Source organism: Mesorhizobium sp. WSM4847 (genome assembly GCF_055811335.1).
On the sequence record NZ_JBVVPY010000021.1, the window covers coordinates 1 to 15,232 of the forward strand.

The 15,232-nt window shown below is 59.3% G+C and carries 11 protein-coding genes and 2 pseudogenes; 3 read left to right on the plus strand and 10 right to left on the minus strand.

All coding sequences use genetic code 11. The features are described 5' to 3' along the window. Positions 1–404 precede the first annotated feature (404 nt). The 3 genes from AC0L28_RS25785 to AC0L28_RS25795 all read right to left on the minus strand — a co-directional run bounded on the left by AC0L28_RS25785 (position 405) and on the right by AC0L28_RS25795 (position 1,872). The gene (locus AC0L28_RS25785) at positions 405–1,121 is read right to left on the minus strand and encodes a Crp/Fnr family transcriptional regulator (RefSeq protein WP_023804275.1); all 717 of its coding nucleotides are present in this window, start codon (positions 1,119–1,121) and stop codon (positions 405–407) included. Between the two features lie 120 nt (positions 1,122–1,241). Beyond that, positions 1,242–1,496, minus strand: coding sequence for a DUF6894 family protein (locus tag AC0L28_RS25790; RefSeq protein ID WP_023804274.1), 255 nt, complete (start codon positions 1,494–1,496; stop codon positions 1,242–1,244). Positions 1,497–1,632: 136 nt separating this feature from the next. After that, positions 1,633–1,872, minus strand: a complete 240-nt coding sequence (locus tag AC0L28_RS25795) for a hypothetical protein (RefSeq protein WP_473481049.1) — start codon at positions 1,870–1,872, stop codon at positions 1,633–1,635. A 516-nt stretch (positions 1,873–2,388) separates the two neighbouring features. Here AC0L28_RS25795 and AC0L28_RS25800 point away from each other — a divergent pair. Then, a pseudogene (locus tag AC0L28_RS25800) lies at positions 2,389–2,707 on the plus strand (DUF2934 domain-containing protein). Positions 2,708–3,076: 369 nt separating this feature from the next. Here the strand turns inward: AC0L28_RS25800 and AC0L28_RS25805 are convergent. Continuing rightward, positions 3,077–3,601, minus strand: a complete 525-nt coding sequence (locus AC0L28_RS25805; protein ID WP_473481051.1) for a YciE/YciF ferroxidase family protein — start codon at positions 3,599–3,601, stop codon at positions 3,077–3,079. An 817-nt stretch (positions 3,602–4,418) separates the two neighbouring features. On the opposite strand from AC0L28_RS25805, the gene AC0L28_RS25810 reads away from it, so the two are divergent. After that, the gene (locus AC0L28_RS25810; RefSeq protein WP_156942635.1) at positions 4,419–4,568 is read left to right on the plus strand and encodes a hypothetical protein; all 150 of its coding nucleotides are present in this window, start codon (positions 4,419–4,421) and stop codon (positions 4,566–4,568) included. Between the two features lie 232 nt (positions 4,569–4,800). Here AC0L28_RS25810 and AC0L28_RS25815 read toward each other — a convergent pair whose 3' ends face one another. The 3 genes from AC0L28_RS25815 to AC0L28_RS25825 all read right to left on the minus strand — a co-directional run bounded on the left by AC0L28_RS25815 (position 4,801) and on the right by AC0L28_RS25825 (position 8,339). Continuing rightward, positions 4,801–5,349 (minus strand): hypothetical protein, encoded by a 549-nt coding sequence (locus AC0L28_RS25815; RefSeq protein ID WP_473481053.1) that lies wholly within the window; start codon positions 5,347–5,349, stop codon positions 4,801–4,803. 10 nt (positions 5,350–5,359) lie between these two features. Then, positions 5,360–6,535, minus strand: a complete 1,176-nt coding sequence (locus AC0L28_RS25820; protein ID WP_473481054.1) for a zinc-dependent alcohol dehydrogenase — start codon at positions 6,533–6,535, stop codon at positions 5,360–5,362. Positions 6,536–7,418: 883 nt separating this feature from the next. Then, positions 7,419–8,339 carry a DUF6615 family protein gene (locus tag AC0L28_RS25825; RefSeq protein WP_473481056.1) on the minus strand — a complete coding sequence of 307 codons (921 nt, stop codon included), beginning with the start codon at positions 8,337–8,339 and terminating at the stop codon, positions 7,419–7,421. 675 nt (positions 8,340–9,014) lie between these two features. Here AC0L28_RS25825 and AC0L28_RS25830 point away from each other — a divergent pair. Beyond that, positions 9,015–10,084, plus strand: a pseudogene (locus tag AC0L28_RS25830) (metallophosphoesterase). 109 nt (positions 10,085–10,193) lie between these two features. Here AC0L28_RS25830 and AC0L28_RS25835 read toward each other — a convergent pair. From AC0L28_RS25835 to AC0L28_RS25845, 3 genes are read right to left on the minus strand one after another with little or no spacing between them, the layout of a single operon-like run. Then, the gene (locus tag AC0L28_RS25835; RefSeq protein WP_473481057.1) at positions 10,194–12,845 is read right to left on the minus strand and encodes an adenylate/guanylate cyclase domain-containing protein; all 2,652 of its coding nucleotides are present in this window, start codon (positions 12,843–12,845) and stop codon (positions 10,194–10,196) included. Continuing rightward, positions 12,830–14,014, minus strand: a complete 1,185-nt coding sequence (locus AC0L28_RS25840; protein ID WP_473481059.1) for a TfuA-like protein — start codon at positions 14,012–14,014, stop codon at positions 12,830–12,832. Before AC0L28_RS25840 ends, AC0L28_RS25835 begins: the two co-directional genes overlap by 16 nt. Then, the gene (locus tag AC0L28_RS25845) at positions 14,014–15,156 is read right to left on the minus strand and encodes a YcaO-like family protein (protein ID WP_128175809.1); all 1,143 of its coding nucleotides are present in this window, start codon (positions 15,154–15,156) and stop codon (positions 14,014–14,016) included. Before AC0L28_RS25845 ends, AC0L28_RS25840 begins: the two co-directional genes overlap by 1 nt. Positions 15,157–15,232 lie beyond the last annotated feature (76 nt).

The following is a 15,232-nucleotide window of genomic DNA, read 5'->3' on the forward strand; positions in this document are numbered from 1 at the left end:
CGAGGTGCCACGGTCGCCGACACGCTGGGCGGATCGGCCGATGCCACACACCAGCAGTCGCGTTCGGGCGAGCGCAAACTGTAGCGCCTTACTTTGCATCTCCCCGCAACTTCGCTTTCGCAAATGATGGTGTTAGATGGCCGTCATCTTTCGAACTGGCCTATGGAGGATGTGGGTTATCCTCCCCACTACGGACGACAAAGCAGGGTTCAGATGCCGCTCCCTCGGTAGCGAACTCCCAGATCATGCAAGTGCCGGTTCGCGGAGCGATTTATGCCGTGAAGAATATGATGGCGAAAGGATTAGGCTGTGGGAACGCTAATGCGCGATGCGTCGGTTGAATTGCCGACGACGGTGGCGCTCGTCGCTACCGCGACTTTCGCCGAAGCCGCCGATTATGGGGGCTAGTCGGTTTTCCCCAGCAACCGCTCATATTCCCGCTCCGGCTCGCTGTAGGTGCCATCGGCCAACTGGAACAGACCATCACGATCCCTGATGACGATCTCACCCCGCGTGGCTCTGATTAGGCCCCTGCCCTCAAGCTCCTGGATTGCAACCGTGACACCCGGTCGCCGCACACCGAGCATGACGGATATGAATTCGTGGGTGATTGCAAGCCGGTCGGTGCGGACGCGATCGTGGCACATCAGAAGCCAGCGAGCCAAACGTTCGTCCAACTTCGACCGTGCGTTTACCAAGGCGGTGTAGCTGGTCTGAATATAGAGGGTCTGGACATAGAGAAGCAGAAGAGCCTTCAGCGTAGTGCTCTCAGACAGAGCAGACGACAGTGCCGGGGCTGGAACTCGCAAGCCGCTTCCCGCCAGTTGCATATAGGTGTCATGTGCGGCGCGATCGCCGCCTAGGGCCACTAAGGCTCCGGTCATGCCTTCCATGCCGATCAGGCCGACCTCGGTATCCCGGCCCTTAGGTAGTTTGGCGACTACCGACGCGATGCCGTCTTCCAGGAAATACACGTGTTCGATAACGGACTTCGTCGACTCAAGCTGGGTCCGCATCGGCAGCGCTACCCGTTCCATGTTGGGTTCGATCGATGCCAGATCGCCAGGGGAAAGTCGCCGCAATAAAGCATTTTGATAGGGAATATTGGGCTGGTTAAACATAACTCCACCCTCTGTAGGGCAAGAGCTTTCTGATCTCCCAGCCGTTCGCGCCCGTGACAACGTGCGAACGATAAGACTACATGTGGGGTGCTAAAGTCCCGAAGCCAATCACTTTAAGCATTAAGGGCGGGTACCGGGCATTCTGGCGGCATCCGAGAAGGGAAATCGCAACACCAATGCGTGTTTTTCGTCGCATATCTCAAAGATCGCGCCTGTCAGCATTGGCTTCCCGCTGAGCAGTCCTTCCGCCAGGATCTCCTTGGCGGAGGCCATCGCGTTCTCCTCAGCCTGCGCCAAATCCGCAAATTCCTGCCCCTCGAGGTCCTCCATGAGGTGCCCCTCCTCGTTCCGGATATGGAAAAAATATCTTGGCATGCTCAGTCCACCTCCATGGACTATCTAGATGCATGGAGGCTCATGGATAGTGTCGGAAACGTACCAACCGGGGATATGTATGAACCGGACATTCGGCGTGTTGGACTGCCTTGAGCGCTCTGTGCAGGCCAGCGGGTCAGCTGACGCTGTCGGTGATTTCTGACCTGTCGAACAGCACGCCGAGACCATGCTCGACGGCACAGGCGGCGATCATGTCGTCAAGGGCTTTCCCGGACGCAGGGCAATTGGGGAGGACTTCCCGTATGGCGGTTTCAGCTCTCGATGTTGAAACCACATCGTGCCGCCTTTTCCTGGTCTCCATATAGTGCTCGATCAGGGTTTTCAGACGCCTTGCCGCAATCTCATCTGCAAACATTGTTGTTCACTCCTGTCAGTCAGGTCGCCCGGAAACAATGGCCCGCCCCTGTACGAGGGCGGGCCAATCCGATCGAGTGACCGGTGATCCGAGTGAGGGACCTGGATCGCTAAAGTAAGTTCGAGCGGGATTATTCGTTCCAAGGCGGCTACGGCTTGGTAATTCCCGTACATTGATTCCGATGCTGAGGTGCACGCCGGACCTCGCAGCCGGTCAGGTGCGTAGGAATTCAGCAAGAGAGCAGGTCGGATGGCGCGCGCGCCAGCGGTCAACAAACTTCACTGTTTCGCGCGCTCATTGCTTTGTTTCACCTGGCATCGCAAAGCACTGGCGCGATCCCCGCTTTCCCTCCGCGCTTTTTGGTCCGGACACCAAAAAGCCCGATGATGCGTCCGCGTCGATCGGCATCGTTCATGCGTTGAACCCGGCGAAGATCTGCTTTGTCCGAATCTGGGTTTGGCGCCGGATCATCCGTCGCGCCCCGCATTGACGACAAATCTGCACGGAGGACTCAAGATGGGCGAAGAACGGCACGAAAAAAACCAACACCGCGCATACCAATTTGGGAACGTGAAGGCAGTAGACACGGCGATCACGAGCGACACTGGCACCAGGCTAAAGCCGAAATTGATCGAGAGGCCGCACTGCCCTTACCGTAGACGATGCTCTTCCGGAAACTCGCGAGATCGCCAGCTCGGACGCTATGACCGTTGAGGCCCTGGCAATGCGAACGGGCATAGGCGGTGACCAGGCCCAAGAATTGATCGATAGGCTTGGCAATGATCGCGCGGCCATCGAGGAAGCCGCGCGGAGCATTAAGGCGGCGGGAGGGTGACCTCAGCGCGGCAATCCTCTTGTCACACGGCTCGTAATGTTCGCCGAGCCTATCGTCTTGTAAGTAAGCCAGTTGGTGCCCCGATCGGCGCCCCCAGTCCAAATCACAATGGCAACAACCAACGAAGCCGCAGGTTGGACGGGCGAAGACCACGCCCAGCCGGTCCAGCCGCGGCGGATCATTTCGAGGATTGTCCAGTGTGCGGACAGGACTTCGACAAGCGCGGCGTGGGCCAGGTGCTTCATCATGTGAAGACCAATCACCAGTTGGGTGCAGCCTATGACAAGGGCGCGCCGCCGTCGTCCGGAGGCGCGTTCTCTCTATTGTTCATGACGTGCTCATTGATCGTGCTTTCGAAGCGCCGTTTAGCTAGGCAGCTTCCTGCATCGCTCTCTTGTTGACGCTAGCCTCTCCAAGCTGCGTCAGCGCTTCGTCAGTCGCCTTTTCCTCTTCGAGCGTCTCCTCGAGCAGTGGCACGGCATCCTTTAGGCCGAGCAGTCCGGCCCAGGTAATCAGGGTGCCATAGCGGGCGATCTCATAGTGTTCGACCGCCTGCGCCGCCGCCACAAGCCCAGCGTCCAGAGCTGGAGCTTCCTTGAATTCCTCCAGTATCTCCTGTCCTTCCTCAATGATGCCGTCGATCGCGGGACATGTCTTTCCTTGTGCCCGTTTGCCGAAAATCTCGAAGACCTGCTGCAGCCGTTCGATCTGAGCCTCCGTCTCGTCGCGGTGCTTTTCGAATGCGGCGGTCAGTTGGTCAGATTCGGCACCCTTGGCCATCTTCTTCAGCGCAGCCAGGATTTTGCGCTCAGCGTAGTAGACGTCCTTCAGTCCGTCGTGGAAAAGATCTTCGAGGCCCTTGGCCTTGCTCTGCGATTCATTTTTCATAGCCATCGTCGTCTCCGAATGTGAGAAACGCGTGTCTGGTGGCACGCGCAGCTTTAACCAAAGTGGGTGCTGTTTGTTCCTTTGGCCCGATCGGCAATCCTCTGTGCCTGGACGTCATCGACGTAACCGAACAAACCGCAACGCCCCTCAGTAGTGCCTCACGCCTACACGGGCCTGGAATGCGAGGGATTGAGGCAGCGCGCAAGCGGCCATTTCGCTGGATGCCGGCGAAACGTGCAACCCGCCCCGGTGTTCCGTGCACGAAAGAAAGCCCGCGCCCTTCGGGAAAAAAGGACGCGGGCCCATCGGGAGTCATCCATGTCGCAGCTGCACAAATGAAACTTTCAGCCCGCGCCGAAGTTCCACACGGAAACAAGAAAGGCCCGCCGCGCCTTCAGCCGCGCCGCTCCACTGGCCACCAAACGAAATATGAAACCGGCGCCCGAGGGGATGGGAAGGACTCGGCCTGATCAGAGGGTGCCGTCCGATCAGCACTAGGGCAAGTGCTGCACGACCCGAACGCATTGGCTCGGCCAGGTTCCCGCACGGAATACAAGCCCACCGCCAGAACCCGCCCTCGCTCGATTTCAGCCAAGCCGCCTACCGTCTCCCCGAATGCCAGGTCGGAAGAACGGACGAGCGTCTGTAACCGAGAGCGATCACGGCTGAGTTCTGGAGGACGAGTTCCAGGATTTCTATCCCGTCCAGACTCCAGCCGTGCCTGCTTGCCACGGATGAGTTTGCCTTCGGACAGCGGCGCTTAGCCTGCCGTTCAGGAACAACAACGCCCAAGCCGAGTTTGGTGGTCCAGGAGGTAACGACAATGCGCATACTGAGAACCTTCTTTGAATACTTGTGGCGCTCGAACAGCAAGTCGCCAGCAGCCCTTGCGCCGCCCGTCGACGCGATCGTTCGGCTGCTGAAAGAAAAGCAAAAACTCGCTACAAAGAAAGGACTTGGTCGACCAGAATAGACTGCTCGCGGCTGACCGTAACGCAGGATGTGGCGACGGGGCACACAGCATCACGCGTCACCTTGCCTATCTGCAGCTTTAGCCGGAACTTGCCATCGGGAACGGTGCACCCGCGGCAGGCTCGGGCATGCGGCAAATGCCTTGGTCGCCTGGAGCAGCGCCAATCGGCGCCGTGTGTATCGGCGGCAATCACGAGAGAAGGAGGATCAGGTTCCCGCCAGTTAGTCACCGCTCAATTCTGGCTGGCAGGTGACGACATGTCTTTTCGTGCAAGGCCCCGCACAGCTTGAAGACCCCGTGGGAAGCCGCTGCGGTTACTAAAATCCTGCGGTTGCCGGCGGCCTCGAGCGTGCCGCGCGCTTACCTTTTGCGCCGTCAATAAATCGATGAGTGTCACACCGGCAACGAGCACCAATGCAAGTCCGACGTTGTCACGTTTTGGATTGTCATGCCGGAACGCCCATAGGAGTGTTCCGATGTCGAGCCCATCACCGGCCACACGGCTCCAAACCCCGGACTGTCTGTCTGCCGACAAGGACAGAATGCCGCTGCTGAGTTCACGCGCTCCATAGGCGCGGATCACGCCTTCCTTACGAGGTATGCCGAGTGCGCGGGCGATGCGCTTGGAGGCTATGAGTTCGACCATGCCCAGCGCAATGCTAAACCATCCGAGTTTGCGCGCTACCATATCGGAGGGCGCGAGCGCCTTCGGGCCAGATTTTACGACCTTTGGGTCGCTTGGCCGTCTGCTGAGATTGCCGAATTTGCTAAGCATGTTCATGACACTGATGCTATGGCTTCAGTACGACTTTGACGCAACTGTCCTGCTTGTCGCGAAAGATCTTGTACATCTCGGGTCCTTGTTCGAGCCCGGCAGTGTGGGTGATGACAAACGACGGGTCGATCTGACCTTCTTCGATGCGGCGCAGTAGGTCGTCGGTCCAGCGGTTCACATGGGTCTGGCCCATCCTGAAGGTCAGGCCTTTGTTCATGGCTTGGCCCATCGGGATCTTGTCGACGAACCCACTGTACACGCCCGCGATTGAGATGACGCCGGCTGGCCTGCAGACATAGATCATTTCACGCAGCACGTGGGGCCGATCGCTCTCCATCAGCATCATCTGCTTCGCGCGGTCATAAACGGTGTCTGGTTGACGAAAAGACACGTGACTTTCCATCCCGATGGCGTCGATGCATTTATCTGGCCCCTTGCCGCCTGTAAGCTCGTTCAGCCTTTCAACAACGCTCTCCTCCAGGAAGTTGATGGTGATCGCGCCGCCCGCTCCGGCCATGGAAAGGCGTTCGGGCAGGCAATCTATGCCCACGACCTGCTTGGCACCGAGAAGAATGGCGCTGCGGATTGCCATCTGCCCCACCGGGCCACAGCCCCAGATCGCGACGGTATCGGAGGGCTCGATTTCGCACTGGACAGCAGCCTGCCAGCCAGTTGGCAATATGTCGCCAAGGAAGAGGAACTGCTCATCGGAGAGCCCGACCGGTACCTTGATGTGCGTTGCATCGGCAAATGGTACGCGAACATACTCGGCTTGTCCGCCCGGGTAACCGCCGGTCAGATGGGTATACCCAAACAGCCCAGCCGTCGTGTGACCGAACGCCTTGTCGGCGATGTTCTTGTTGCGGTTGGTACGTTCGCAGACCGAAAAGTTCCGGCGCTTGCACTGGTCACATTCCCCGCAAATGATGGTGAAGGGAACGACGATGCGGTCTCCCTTCCTAAGCGCGCCGTTTACCCCGGATCCAACTTCCACCACCTCACCCATCATTTCGTGGCCCATAATGTCGCCTGGCAGAATTGCCGGAATGAGGTTGTGATAGAGATGCAGGTCCGAGCCGCAGATCGCGCAGCTCGTCACCTTGACGATGACGTCGCGCGGGTCCTCGATTTCGGGATCGGTAACCTCATCGCAACGTATGTCTTCTTTTCCATGCCAAACCAGCGCTCGCATGCTTAATCTCCGTAGGCCCGGTTCGCGGCGTCATGAGAGCGACCTCGGCCGCTTTCCTTCAGGCTGCGAATTGGCTTTCCGGGGTCCAACCGCGAGGCAGCATCCATGTTCCCCGCCTCCGTTAAAAAACTTAGGCCGGCTTTTGTAGGTGGGGCTGTTGGCAGTGTCGGAGCGTCGAGAAGGCGGTGGCCGCCCTGCCGGACATCGTTAAGAAGGTCAAGGAAGATTCGCGGCTTCGCCGTGGGCGTGGTGCATGGCGGCAACGTGAAGGGGCCGGTTGCGAGTCGGGGTGGAGAAGGTTGGATTTCAGGTGCTCTCCCTCTACCACTCAATTCTCCCAGAACGTTCTCTGCGTAGACTTGGCGGCTCAGAAACCCCGCAGAACTGCTGGCTTTCGGCCGAAAGCTGGGGACTGTTGCTGGTAGTGAAGGTGCCTTTTTTGCTCTCTGTCAGCCCATATTCTCCAAAGCTGGGGAGTGCGCCTTTTTACTCCCTAGCTTTACCCCATTGAAATCACAGGGTTTTCCGGCTCGAAAGCTGGGGGTCGTTTGGTGCAAGGCCGCCGTGCGGAGAACACAGAAAGCAAACCAACCGGTGACCAAATTGGGCAGCCGCTTCGGCCTAGTAGCGGTGTCGAACTTCAAATGTCTGGAATGGGCCGAAAGCTGCTTGTCCGCTATCGGGACGAAGTTACCAACAAGCAGCCATTCCGTTGACGACCAGAGGCGGGTAGCCGCCTGTTGAACGAACCGCAGCATCCGGGATTACCTGCAACAACCCTAAACGGCAGAATGGCGCTCGGTCGATACCACTGATGGCTTATCGCGCCGTCCGCTGTTGGGCAGATCAATGATGAAGCGATCAGTCAAAACGCGCCCCGAAATCAACGCGACCATCTTTCGGACTCTTCGGTGATGATAGGCGTGCGATCGTCGCCGGTTCGGCCAGAGATGAAGGTGACTACCGGGCGTTCCACCGTCCGGTCCACTCTTATGGGGGGACCGTCGGGAATGCGTCGTCCGAAGCGCCCGTCAGGAAGCATCTCCAACGGTTCTGACGGGATGCGCAGGATGATATCCTCGCCCTTCGGCCGCGCAGTTCCCTCGCCGCGCGCCGCCCAGCGCTCGCGAAGTGAGGCGGAGACCACGTCCGGCGGCGGCACGCCCGCTCCCTCCCAATCGCCGCCCGGGCATGGGATTGCCTCTAGACCGAACAGGTGCTCGCGAAGATGGCTTAGGCGCTTGTGGTGCTTGACTGACTTCGGCTTGGCTTTCGCCGCGTTGAGCTTAAGCTTCAACTCCTTCACGACATCAGCGGCAAACGCAAGGTTCACTCCGCTCACCGTCGGTCCGACCCCCGCGAAGTAGGGGTCATCCGCAGCCGACTGGTGATTGTAAAACATGTACAGCGGCACCCAAGGCGGCGGTGCGTCAACGAGCGTCTCAAACTGGAACTTCGCTGAGCGCGGCGGCTTGTGCAACAATTCGTGGTAGGACCGGTGCGCGATGTTCACAGCCTTCTTGGAGTTGAAGGCGGCGCTTAGGCGCTTGGCTTGAATCCTCAATTGGAGTTCGCGACCGGTCGCTATGTGCCAGAAGCGCAGATCGAGGTCACCGCCCGTCACGGCCTCAATCGGATACTGAATGACCAGTTCGGGTCCGGCGAATGCCGCGAGTGCGCCCGTGAAGATGTCGGTCATCGTCTCCTCGCGGAACCGTCCCCGCTTGAGCTTCGCCTCTCGGTCTAGGAGACGGCCAATCAGCAGCGGCAGCGTCTTCGCAAGATCACACATCGTCGTCGGCATGAATCCTCTCGCTCCCTTCCCACCATGATCCGAGGCTGCATACGTTCTCGCCACCGCGTCCAGCCAGAAACGGCTTCACCGCCAAAAACGATTGTAGAAGGTAAGGAATGAACGACCGCTTTCGGATGCAACGCAAACGCCCGCTGTACAGCCAACATGTGGGCGCATCGCTGCTCGGCAGCCTAGGGGCCGTTTGCCGACCGGCAGTTTCTGGCGTCCAAAAAAGCGATAGCGGACATTCGATCCGGTAGGTCCGAGGCCCCTGACTGACCCGATTGAGACGTAGAACGCTCCATCGCGGTATCGAGCCGATGCCCGGCCGGCTCGGTCGCGCCACTTCCGGTCACGACATTTCTCCAATCCGGACGATCGCGCTGAGCCCGGATCCACTCTCAAGGAGGTGGATACGGCGCAGATCAAGAGCGATCTCGGCGCCCTTCCGGAGGTCCGGCCGCCTGCAAGGACAGACTGCTGTATTTGAGTGGGCTTGAGGAAAGCTGCTGGATACACTGGGCACGAGTCGTCGCAGGCTCCCGTAGATGTGACCAAATGAGGGCTGGCACAAATTCACGTCGCTTCGCTTCAACCCAATGCGATTTAACTCGTAAGTCGGAACGATAAACAATGAACCAATGCGGCGACGGACATTATCCTCCATCCAGACGCGCCGTCGTGATGCAATTGCTCGGCCTTGGCGCAGCAGCCATGTTCCCCAATGCCTCGTTGGGCCAGGCTGCGCCACAACGGCCCCGAACCGACGCAACATTCATCTTTACCAGTGACGTGCATGCCTGCCGCATGGCCAGCGGCCTGAACCCCAATTGCGCGAATGAGGGCAAGACCGACGCAAGCCTCCTCCGTCACATCGCTGTCATCAATCGCATTTCCGGCGAGAGTTGGCCAAGCCGAATTGACGGGGCCGCGACGCGACTTGCGGGTGCGGGGCACAAGATCGCGGAGCCGCTCGGCGTGATCATCGGCGGCGACATGACCGATGACGGGGGCGGTCAGGTCGCGACGCCCGGCGAGGGATCACAGCTTCGCCAGTTCAGCCAGCGCTACCAGCAGGGTATCGGTCCCGATCCGGTTTACACCGGTCTTGGAAATCACGACCTAGATTAAGACGGTCCACCGCCTCATGTCGATTGGTATCGGCGAGAACTGCGGGATTATGTCGAACTCAATCACCGCACGACGGTATTTTTCAAGCCGCCAGTACCGGTGTTAAATTACGATGTAGCGTCCGACAGTTACTCGTGGGACTGGGGCGGACTCCATCTTGTCCAGGCGCACGCTTCGCGGGTGACACCACGAAAGGCGCAATCAGCGGGCTGCCCTGGCTCAAGAACGACCTCGCCACCTACGCTGCCGATGGCAGGCCAGTCGTGCTGTTCCAACATTACGGCTGGGACCAATTCTCGACGGAACGATGGGATCCCGTCAGGCGGACTTTCGACGACGACGGGTCCGGCACGCCGCACTGGTGGAGCGATGCAGAGCGCCAGGCGCTGCAGTCGCTTCTCGCGCAATACAATGTCATCGGCATTTTCCACGGCCATCAGCACGAAACCGCCATGGTCGATCAGCACAGCGGATTGGATCTCTTCAAGCCGAAAGCCGCGTTCATGGGCGGCTTTGCCGTGGTGCATGTCACGGACGACTATTTGGACGTGGTATTCGCCGAAGCGGTCGGCGGCGATGGCGAGGTGAAGTTTACTAACGCCTTCAGCAAACGCCCCGGTTAGCCCTGTCCTAACGCGCTGTTCTGCTTGCAGACTGTCGTCTTGCGAGGGCGCCGTGCCTTGGGACCGATCACGCCGGCCAACCCGCCGAGATCAGCGTGTTCGAGGCCGACTAGCTGCACGACCGGGCGAGAGCTAGAATATCCTCCCACGAAGCGCTCGACCCCTTCGAAACACAGGATGCAAATTGCTCTTCACCAAGTGTTTCGCGGGTCACCGATATAATCTTCTGAAAATCGGCGTTGTCGGTCGGCTCGAACCGGGCCCCAAATCGCGTTAAACGCGCCTGGATGGCACCGATGATCCAGGCAGCTTCCTTGGCGGCTCCCTTTGCCAGGAATACCCCGCTGACAGCGGCAGTCGCCAGGTTGACAACCACCGGGTAGTCGTACCTCTCGCTGATGGCCAAGGCGTCGCGGGCCAACCTGGCTGCCTCTTTCCAGTCTCCTTCGTGCAGCCTGAAATGAGCCAGGTTCTGCAACAAATGACCTGGCCAGTAGGTATCCCCGAGACCTTCCAGCAGGGAAAGAGCTTCCTGATAGTATTTCTCGGCCGTCTTCTCGTCGCCTTCTGAACGGGCCCCTTCGCCGAAAGCGATCAACGCCACCACGGCCCCGTAGTCGTCGCCCAAGGCCCTGAAGAGTTCCAGCGACCCGCTTATCAGTTCGAGACCGGTTTCCAGATCTTCTCCCAACGTCACCTTGGCAATGCCCAAAATAATGCCGGAACTCGCTGCACCGGCTTGATTGCCAAGCTCCAGACAGAGCCTATGGCTTTCATTGGACAATTCGTGAGCCCTTGCAGGATCGCCCGACATGTAGCTGATCCAACCTGCTGCATCCAATATCTCGGCGAGCGGACCTGCCTCTCCTACGTGCCGAGCCTGCGCCACAGCTACTTTCGACCACCGCTTCGCTTCAGAGAATTGGCCACGGGAGATCCAGAACCACTTCAGCGCGCAAAATAGCTTGGCCGTCCCGTCCGCGTCTGACTGCTTCATCAGCCATTCAAGAGCAGCTCTTATGTTGCCGGTCTCCTGGAAAAGCCGTTCGACGCAATCCCGTTGATTGTGCCGCATCACGTTCGGAGCATCGTCCGCGACGAGGGCGGCAAAGTAGCGGGCATGCTGCGCCTGACAATTCTGCAACGAACCCGACTGGCTCAGGCCTTGGCTGGCGTACTCTCGAATGGTGTCGAGCAAGTGGAGCCTTGGCTTCCCGAGCGTCACATTCTGATACACCAGGTTCTTTGCTAGAAGAGACTCCAAGTGTTCGACGGCCTCATCACCGTTGCACCATGGAGCCATCACATATTCTGCCGCCGCCACGTCAAACCCACCCACAAAGACAGACAGCTTCCGGAACGCCTCGCGCTCATCCTTCGTCAGAAGATCCTCACTCCATTGAATGGCCGCCCGCAAGGTGCGGTGGCGTGGGTCGACATCTCTCACCTTGTGCTTGAGGCTGTGCAGACCTCTGACAAGCCGCCGCGAGAGTGCGGCCGGATCCAGCACGCGTATGTGCGAAGCAGCGAGCTCGATCGCCAAGGGCAAACCGTCGAGGCGCCGACAGATTTGAACAATCTCACGGGCAACGTCGGGCGTTAGCCTAAACTCTGGACGTTCTCGCTGGGCCAGGTCGACGAAGAGCCGTACACAGGGGTTCTGCGAAACCTCGTCGAAAGGGGCCCTTTCATCGGGGAGAGGCAGCGGTCCCACGACAACTTCCGTCTCACCTCGAACGCCCAAGGTCTCCCGGCTGGTGACAATGAAAGCAAGATGGGGACATTCCTTCATCAACGACGTCACGGTCGGGGCACCGGCAATGACGTGCTCGAACGTGTCAAGAATCAACAACAAGTGCGCATCGCCGATCGAGTTGCGCAGGGACTCGATCGCAGAAAGTCCAGCTACTTCCTGTATGCCTAACGTCTGGCATATCGCAGACGGAATCAAATCTGCACTGTGGATGTTGCCGAGCTGGGCAAAGAATACGCCACGAGCGAAGGATTGTATCAGTGACCTGCCAACCACGAGCGAAAGAGACGTCTTTCCAGAACCGCCCGTGCCGGTGAGTGTGACCAATCTGCGCCCGCTTTCGAGGATAAGTCGCCGGACCTTCTCGACGTCCGCGTCCCTTCCGAAGAATGCCTCCGGCTCGAGAGCGAGATTCGTCCTGTTTGCACCCATCGACGAGATGGGCGCAAAATCGCTGGGCAGTCCTGGAACCACCAGGTCGAACAGCGCTTCCGGATAGCGCAGATCTTTCAGGCGGTGGAAGCCAAGGTCGCGGATGTGCATGCCCGGCTGAATTGCACTTTGAGAGATATCATCACGGACGGCATGCGAAATCACAATCTGCCCACCGTGCGCAACTGCACTTATTCGAGCCGCGCGATGTACTTCTATGCCCACGATCGCGGATTCATGCCGCTGCACCGTGCCAGCGTGCAAACCCATTCGCACTTTGGGCTCGCACCCCTTAGCCCATTTTTCCTTGCTGATTGCAATTTGGGCGTCGATCGCTGCCCGAACCCCCAGGTCCGCGCCGGGGAACAGCGCGAAGATGGAATCTCCGGCAACCCCGACTTCCTCTCCTCCATGCGACTCGATGGCGTTTCGGAGCAGCTCATGGTGCCGCGACAACATCAATGGATAGACATCGGCATATCTGTCAACGAGCCCTGTCGACCCCTCGATGTCCGTGAACAGCATGCAGACGCTTTCACTCTGCAAGCCGTCGTTGCTGGTTAGTTGCGTTCCCATTGTGGTTGGTGTTCCATAGGTTCCTGAGCACTTGCAGGCGGAAAGAGGATGCGTCTCAAGCTTTTCGTCAGGGCGTGCAGGTCCCGCTGCTTCGCCAAGTCCGGCGTCGACAATCTCCCACTGGTCGCCAGCTCGTTCCAACACGAGACTTGGTGGGCGCACGCAAGTTCCAGCTCGGCGTCTTGAAGGTCGCTCGCCTCAGGTGAAATCCCGAGTCGCCGTGCCTCCCTCACCGCTCGATTGAATACGTTGAACCCTGTAAGAGCGGCGTCGAAGTCGAAGGAAGTGGCGATCGCGGCCCAGAGCGTATTTGCCTGCTCGACCGTCAGCTTGCTGGTGATTTCTTGTGTTGAAAGTCCATGCAGATGCATGCGGTGAATGTATCCGGAAACCACGATCCACGCCACCAGATCATCTCGGATTGCATCTATTTTGGTGCCGTCGAGCGGGTCAGGCCCACGCTCGCGCCCTTCGTCCAACAATCCGAACAGTCCAGGCCCATATTTTGGCGGCTGTGGTCGCAAAGCCCCCGTTCGCAACCATTTTTCGAGCCTGCGAAACGCCAGCTTCGCGTCCTGCCGCTTTGCGTCGGCCCCCTTGAGAAACTCTTGCGTCGCCATGGGAGGTATGACCCCGGCATCCTTGAACGCCGCGCTCCATGTGCGATGAGAGTAATGCGTTGATTTGGCAGCTGCAACGATGGAAACACCGTCGGCTGTCGTCATCACACCAAGGTTCACGGCTCGGCGCAATGCAACACGGATATTGATGAGCGGGTCTGTCAGCGACGGATAGGGCCTATCCTCCCTGAACGTGACGGCGACTTCATCCTCGGAGGATATCGCGCGCCGCCGGTATAGGCGGTAGACGATGCCAATCCCCAGCGCACCAGCCGGGTAACAGTCTGCGGAACGCAGCGCGCCCATGCTCGAAGCTCCGATGACGACAGCTCCGTCTTTCATGACATCAATGACCTCGCGCGGGGGAACAGCGAGTGAGCCGCCAAAGACACCATCGATTATGAGAAAAATGGAATGCTTGAGGATACGGTAGCGATAGAGGTCACCGCGCCGGCAGGGCCGCGCCACCAGGGCGTCGGGCAGAACCGAGAGAACATCCTCTCGCGGCGCCGTTGGCCCAATGAAAACGATCGGCGGCAGCTCATGCATCACAAGAGGTGTCTCGCACATCTCCAGCCGACGCGATGGCGGTCCGCGACGAAGGCGGAGAGGCCAGGCACCCTGACCCTCACGACTGCAATGCCTAGATCGTCGCGTTTCATGTCCACGGCGATTGCTTGCCGGATGCCCACCGATCCCAGCCGATCGAGAATATAGTCAGTTTCGGATTCCAGATCGTCGAACGCCCTGCTTCGAAGCGCAGAGAACGGGACCATCGGCGCCTTGCAGAGCAGATGCCGTCTTGCCGAGAGCGTGAACGGCCGAGCCGTTGCGGACAGGCCGTTGAAAGTGTCTCTTGCGCCCTGAATGACGCCAACACGCGACTGGAATGCTTCGGTAACCGCTCGCCGAAGGGCCGTTTCTGTAACTGGGTCGGCTCCCCAGCCACCGAAGACATGCGTGATCGGGCCATGCTCGGTCAGGAAGGCGCGATCGACCAGCATGCAGCCGACAACCGGGATTTCCAGATCGCTGGTCAGGTCCTCAAGAACGACATCCATGCCGGCTTCGGTCGCGGACAAGACGAAGCGCTTACAGGACTCTGGAATCGAGTCCGGATCGATCCTCGCCTTGTGGGGTGGCACGCGCCCGTCATCCCCGAACAGATCGAAGAACTGATGCTGGCTCACAGCGTCTCGCTCTATCACTTCCAGGAGCGCATGGCGCAGCGCCTCCGCATAGGTAGCGGCTGCGGCCAGTCCGTTCGTATCGACATGATCCAATATTCCCTGCTTGGGCGGCGTCCTAGCGAGGTCGGCCGCGATCCAGATCGGCCGGGAACCGTATAGATCCCAGGCCTCGACCCATTCGAACTCCAGGTTCGCTTGGTAAGCGGTCCGCGGCGGCAAATCGAAATCCAGAGGATCAGCGACGTTGACACCGGATGCGCGAAGCTGCTCGAAGCTCGCACAGCGGGAGGGAGCAGCAATCCGCTCGGCCGCGACCCTTTCTACCGCCTCCATGATCGCGCTGATCCGCGCCGATCGCCGGTCCGGCCCCTTCCCCAAATGGGTCGTCAAGTCGCTTGCGAGCGGCGAAATCGCCGCGAACACCGGCGCGCCCACGCAGTCAAGGGGCGTGATATCCGCCAAGCGTGTTATTGGCAATCGGTCCAGTATCCCTTCAACCAACTCTTCAACGAAGCCAAGGTCGCAAACTCTTCCGCTTTGTGGCGAGAGTTTCCCGAAAGTCTCTGCCTTCGCGGCG

Coding starts and splice junctions, on each gene's coding strand:
- AC0L28_RS25785 (WP_023804275.1), bottom strand. CDS start 1,121: ATGTTTAACCAGCCCAATATTCCCTATCAAAATGCTTTATTGCGGCGA.
- AC0L28_RS25790 (WP_023804274.1), bottom strand. CDS start 1,496: ATGCCAAGATATTTTTTCCATATCCGGAACGAGGAGGGGCACCTCATG.
- AC0L28_RS25795 (WP_473481049.1), bottom strand. CDS start 1,872: ATGTTTGCAGATGAGATTGCGGCAAGGCGTCTGAAAACCCTGATCGAG.
- AC0L28_RS25805 (WP_473481051.1), bottom strand. CDS start 3,601: ATGGCTATGAAAAATGAATCGCAGAGCAAGGCCAAGGGCCTCGAAGAT.
- AC0L28_RS25810 (WP_156942635.1), top strand. CDS start 4,419: ATGCGCATACTGAGAACCTTCTTTGAATACTTGTGGCGCTCGAACAGC.
- AC0L28_RS25815 (WP_473481053.1), bottom strand. CDS start 5,349: ATGAACATGCTTAGCAAATTCGGCAATCTCAGCAGACGGCCAAGCGAC.
- AC0L28_RS25820 (WP_473481054.1), bottom strand. CDS start 6,535: ATGCGAGCGCTGGTTTGGCATGGAAAAGAAGACATACGTTGCGATGAG.
- AC0L28_RS25825 (WP_473481056.1), bottom strand. CDS start 8,339: ATGCCGACGACGATGTGTGATCTTGCGAAGACGCTGCCGCTGCTGATT.
- AC0L28_RS25835 (WP_473481057.1), bottom strand. CDS start 12,845: ATGGGAACGCAACTAACCAGCAACGACGGCTTGCAGAGTGAAAGCGTC.
- AC0L28_RS25840 (WP_473481059.1), bottom strand. CDS start 14,014: ATGCATGAGCTGCCGCCGATCGTTTTCATTGGGCCAACGGCGCCGCGA.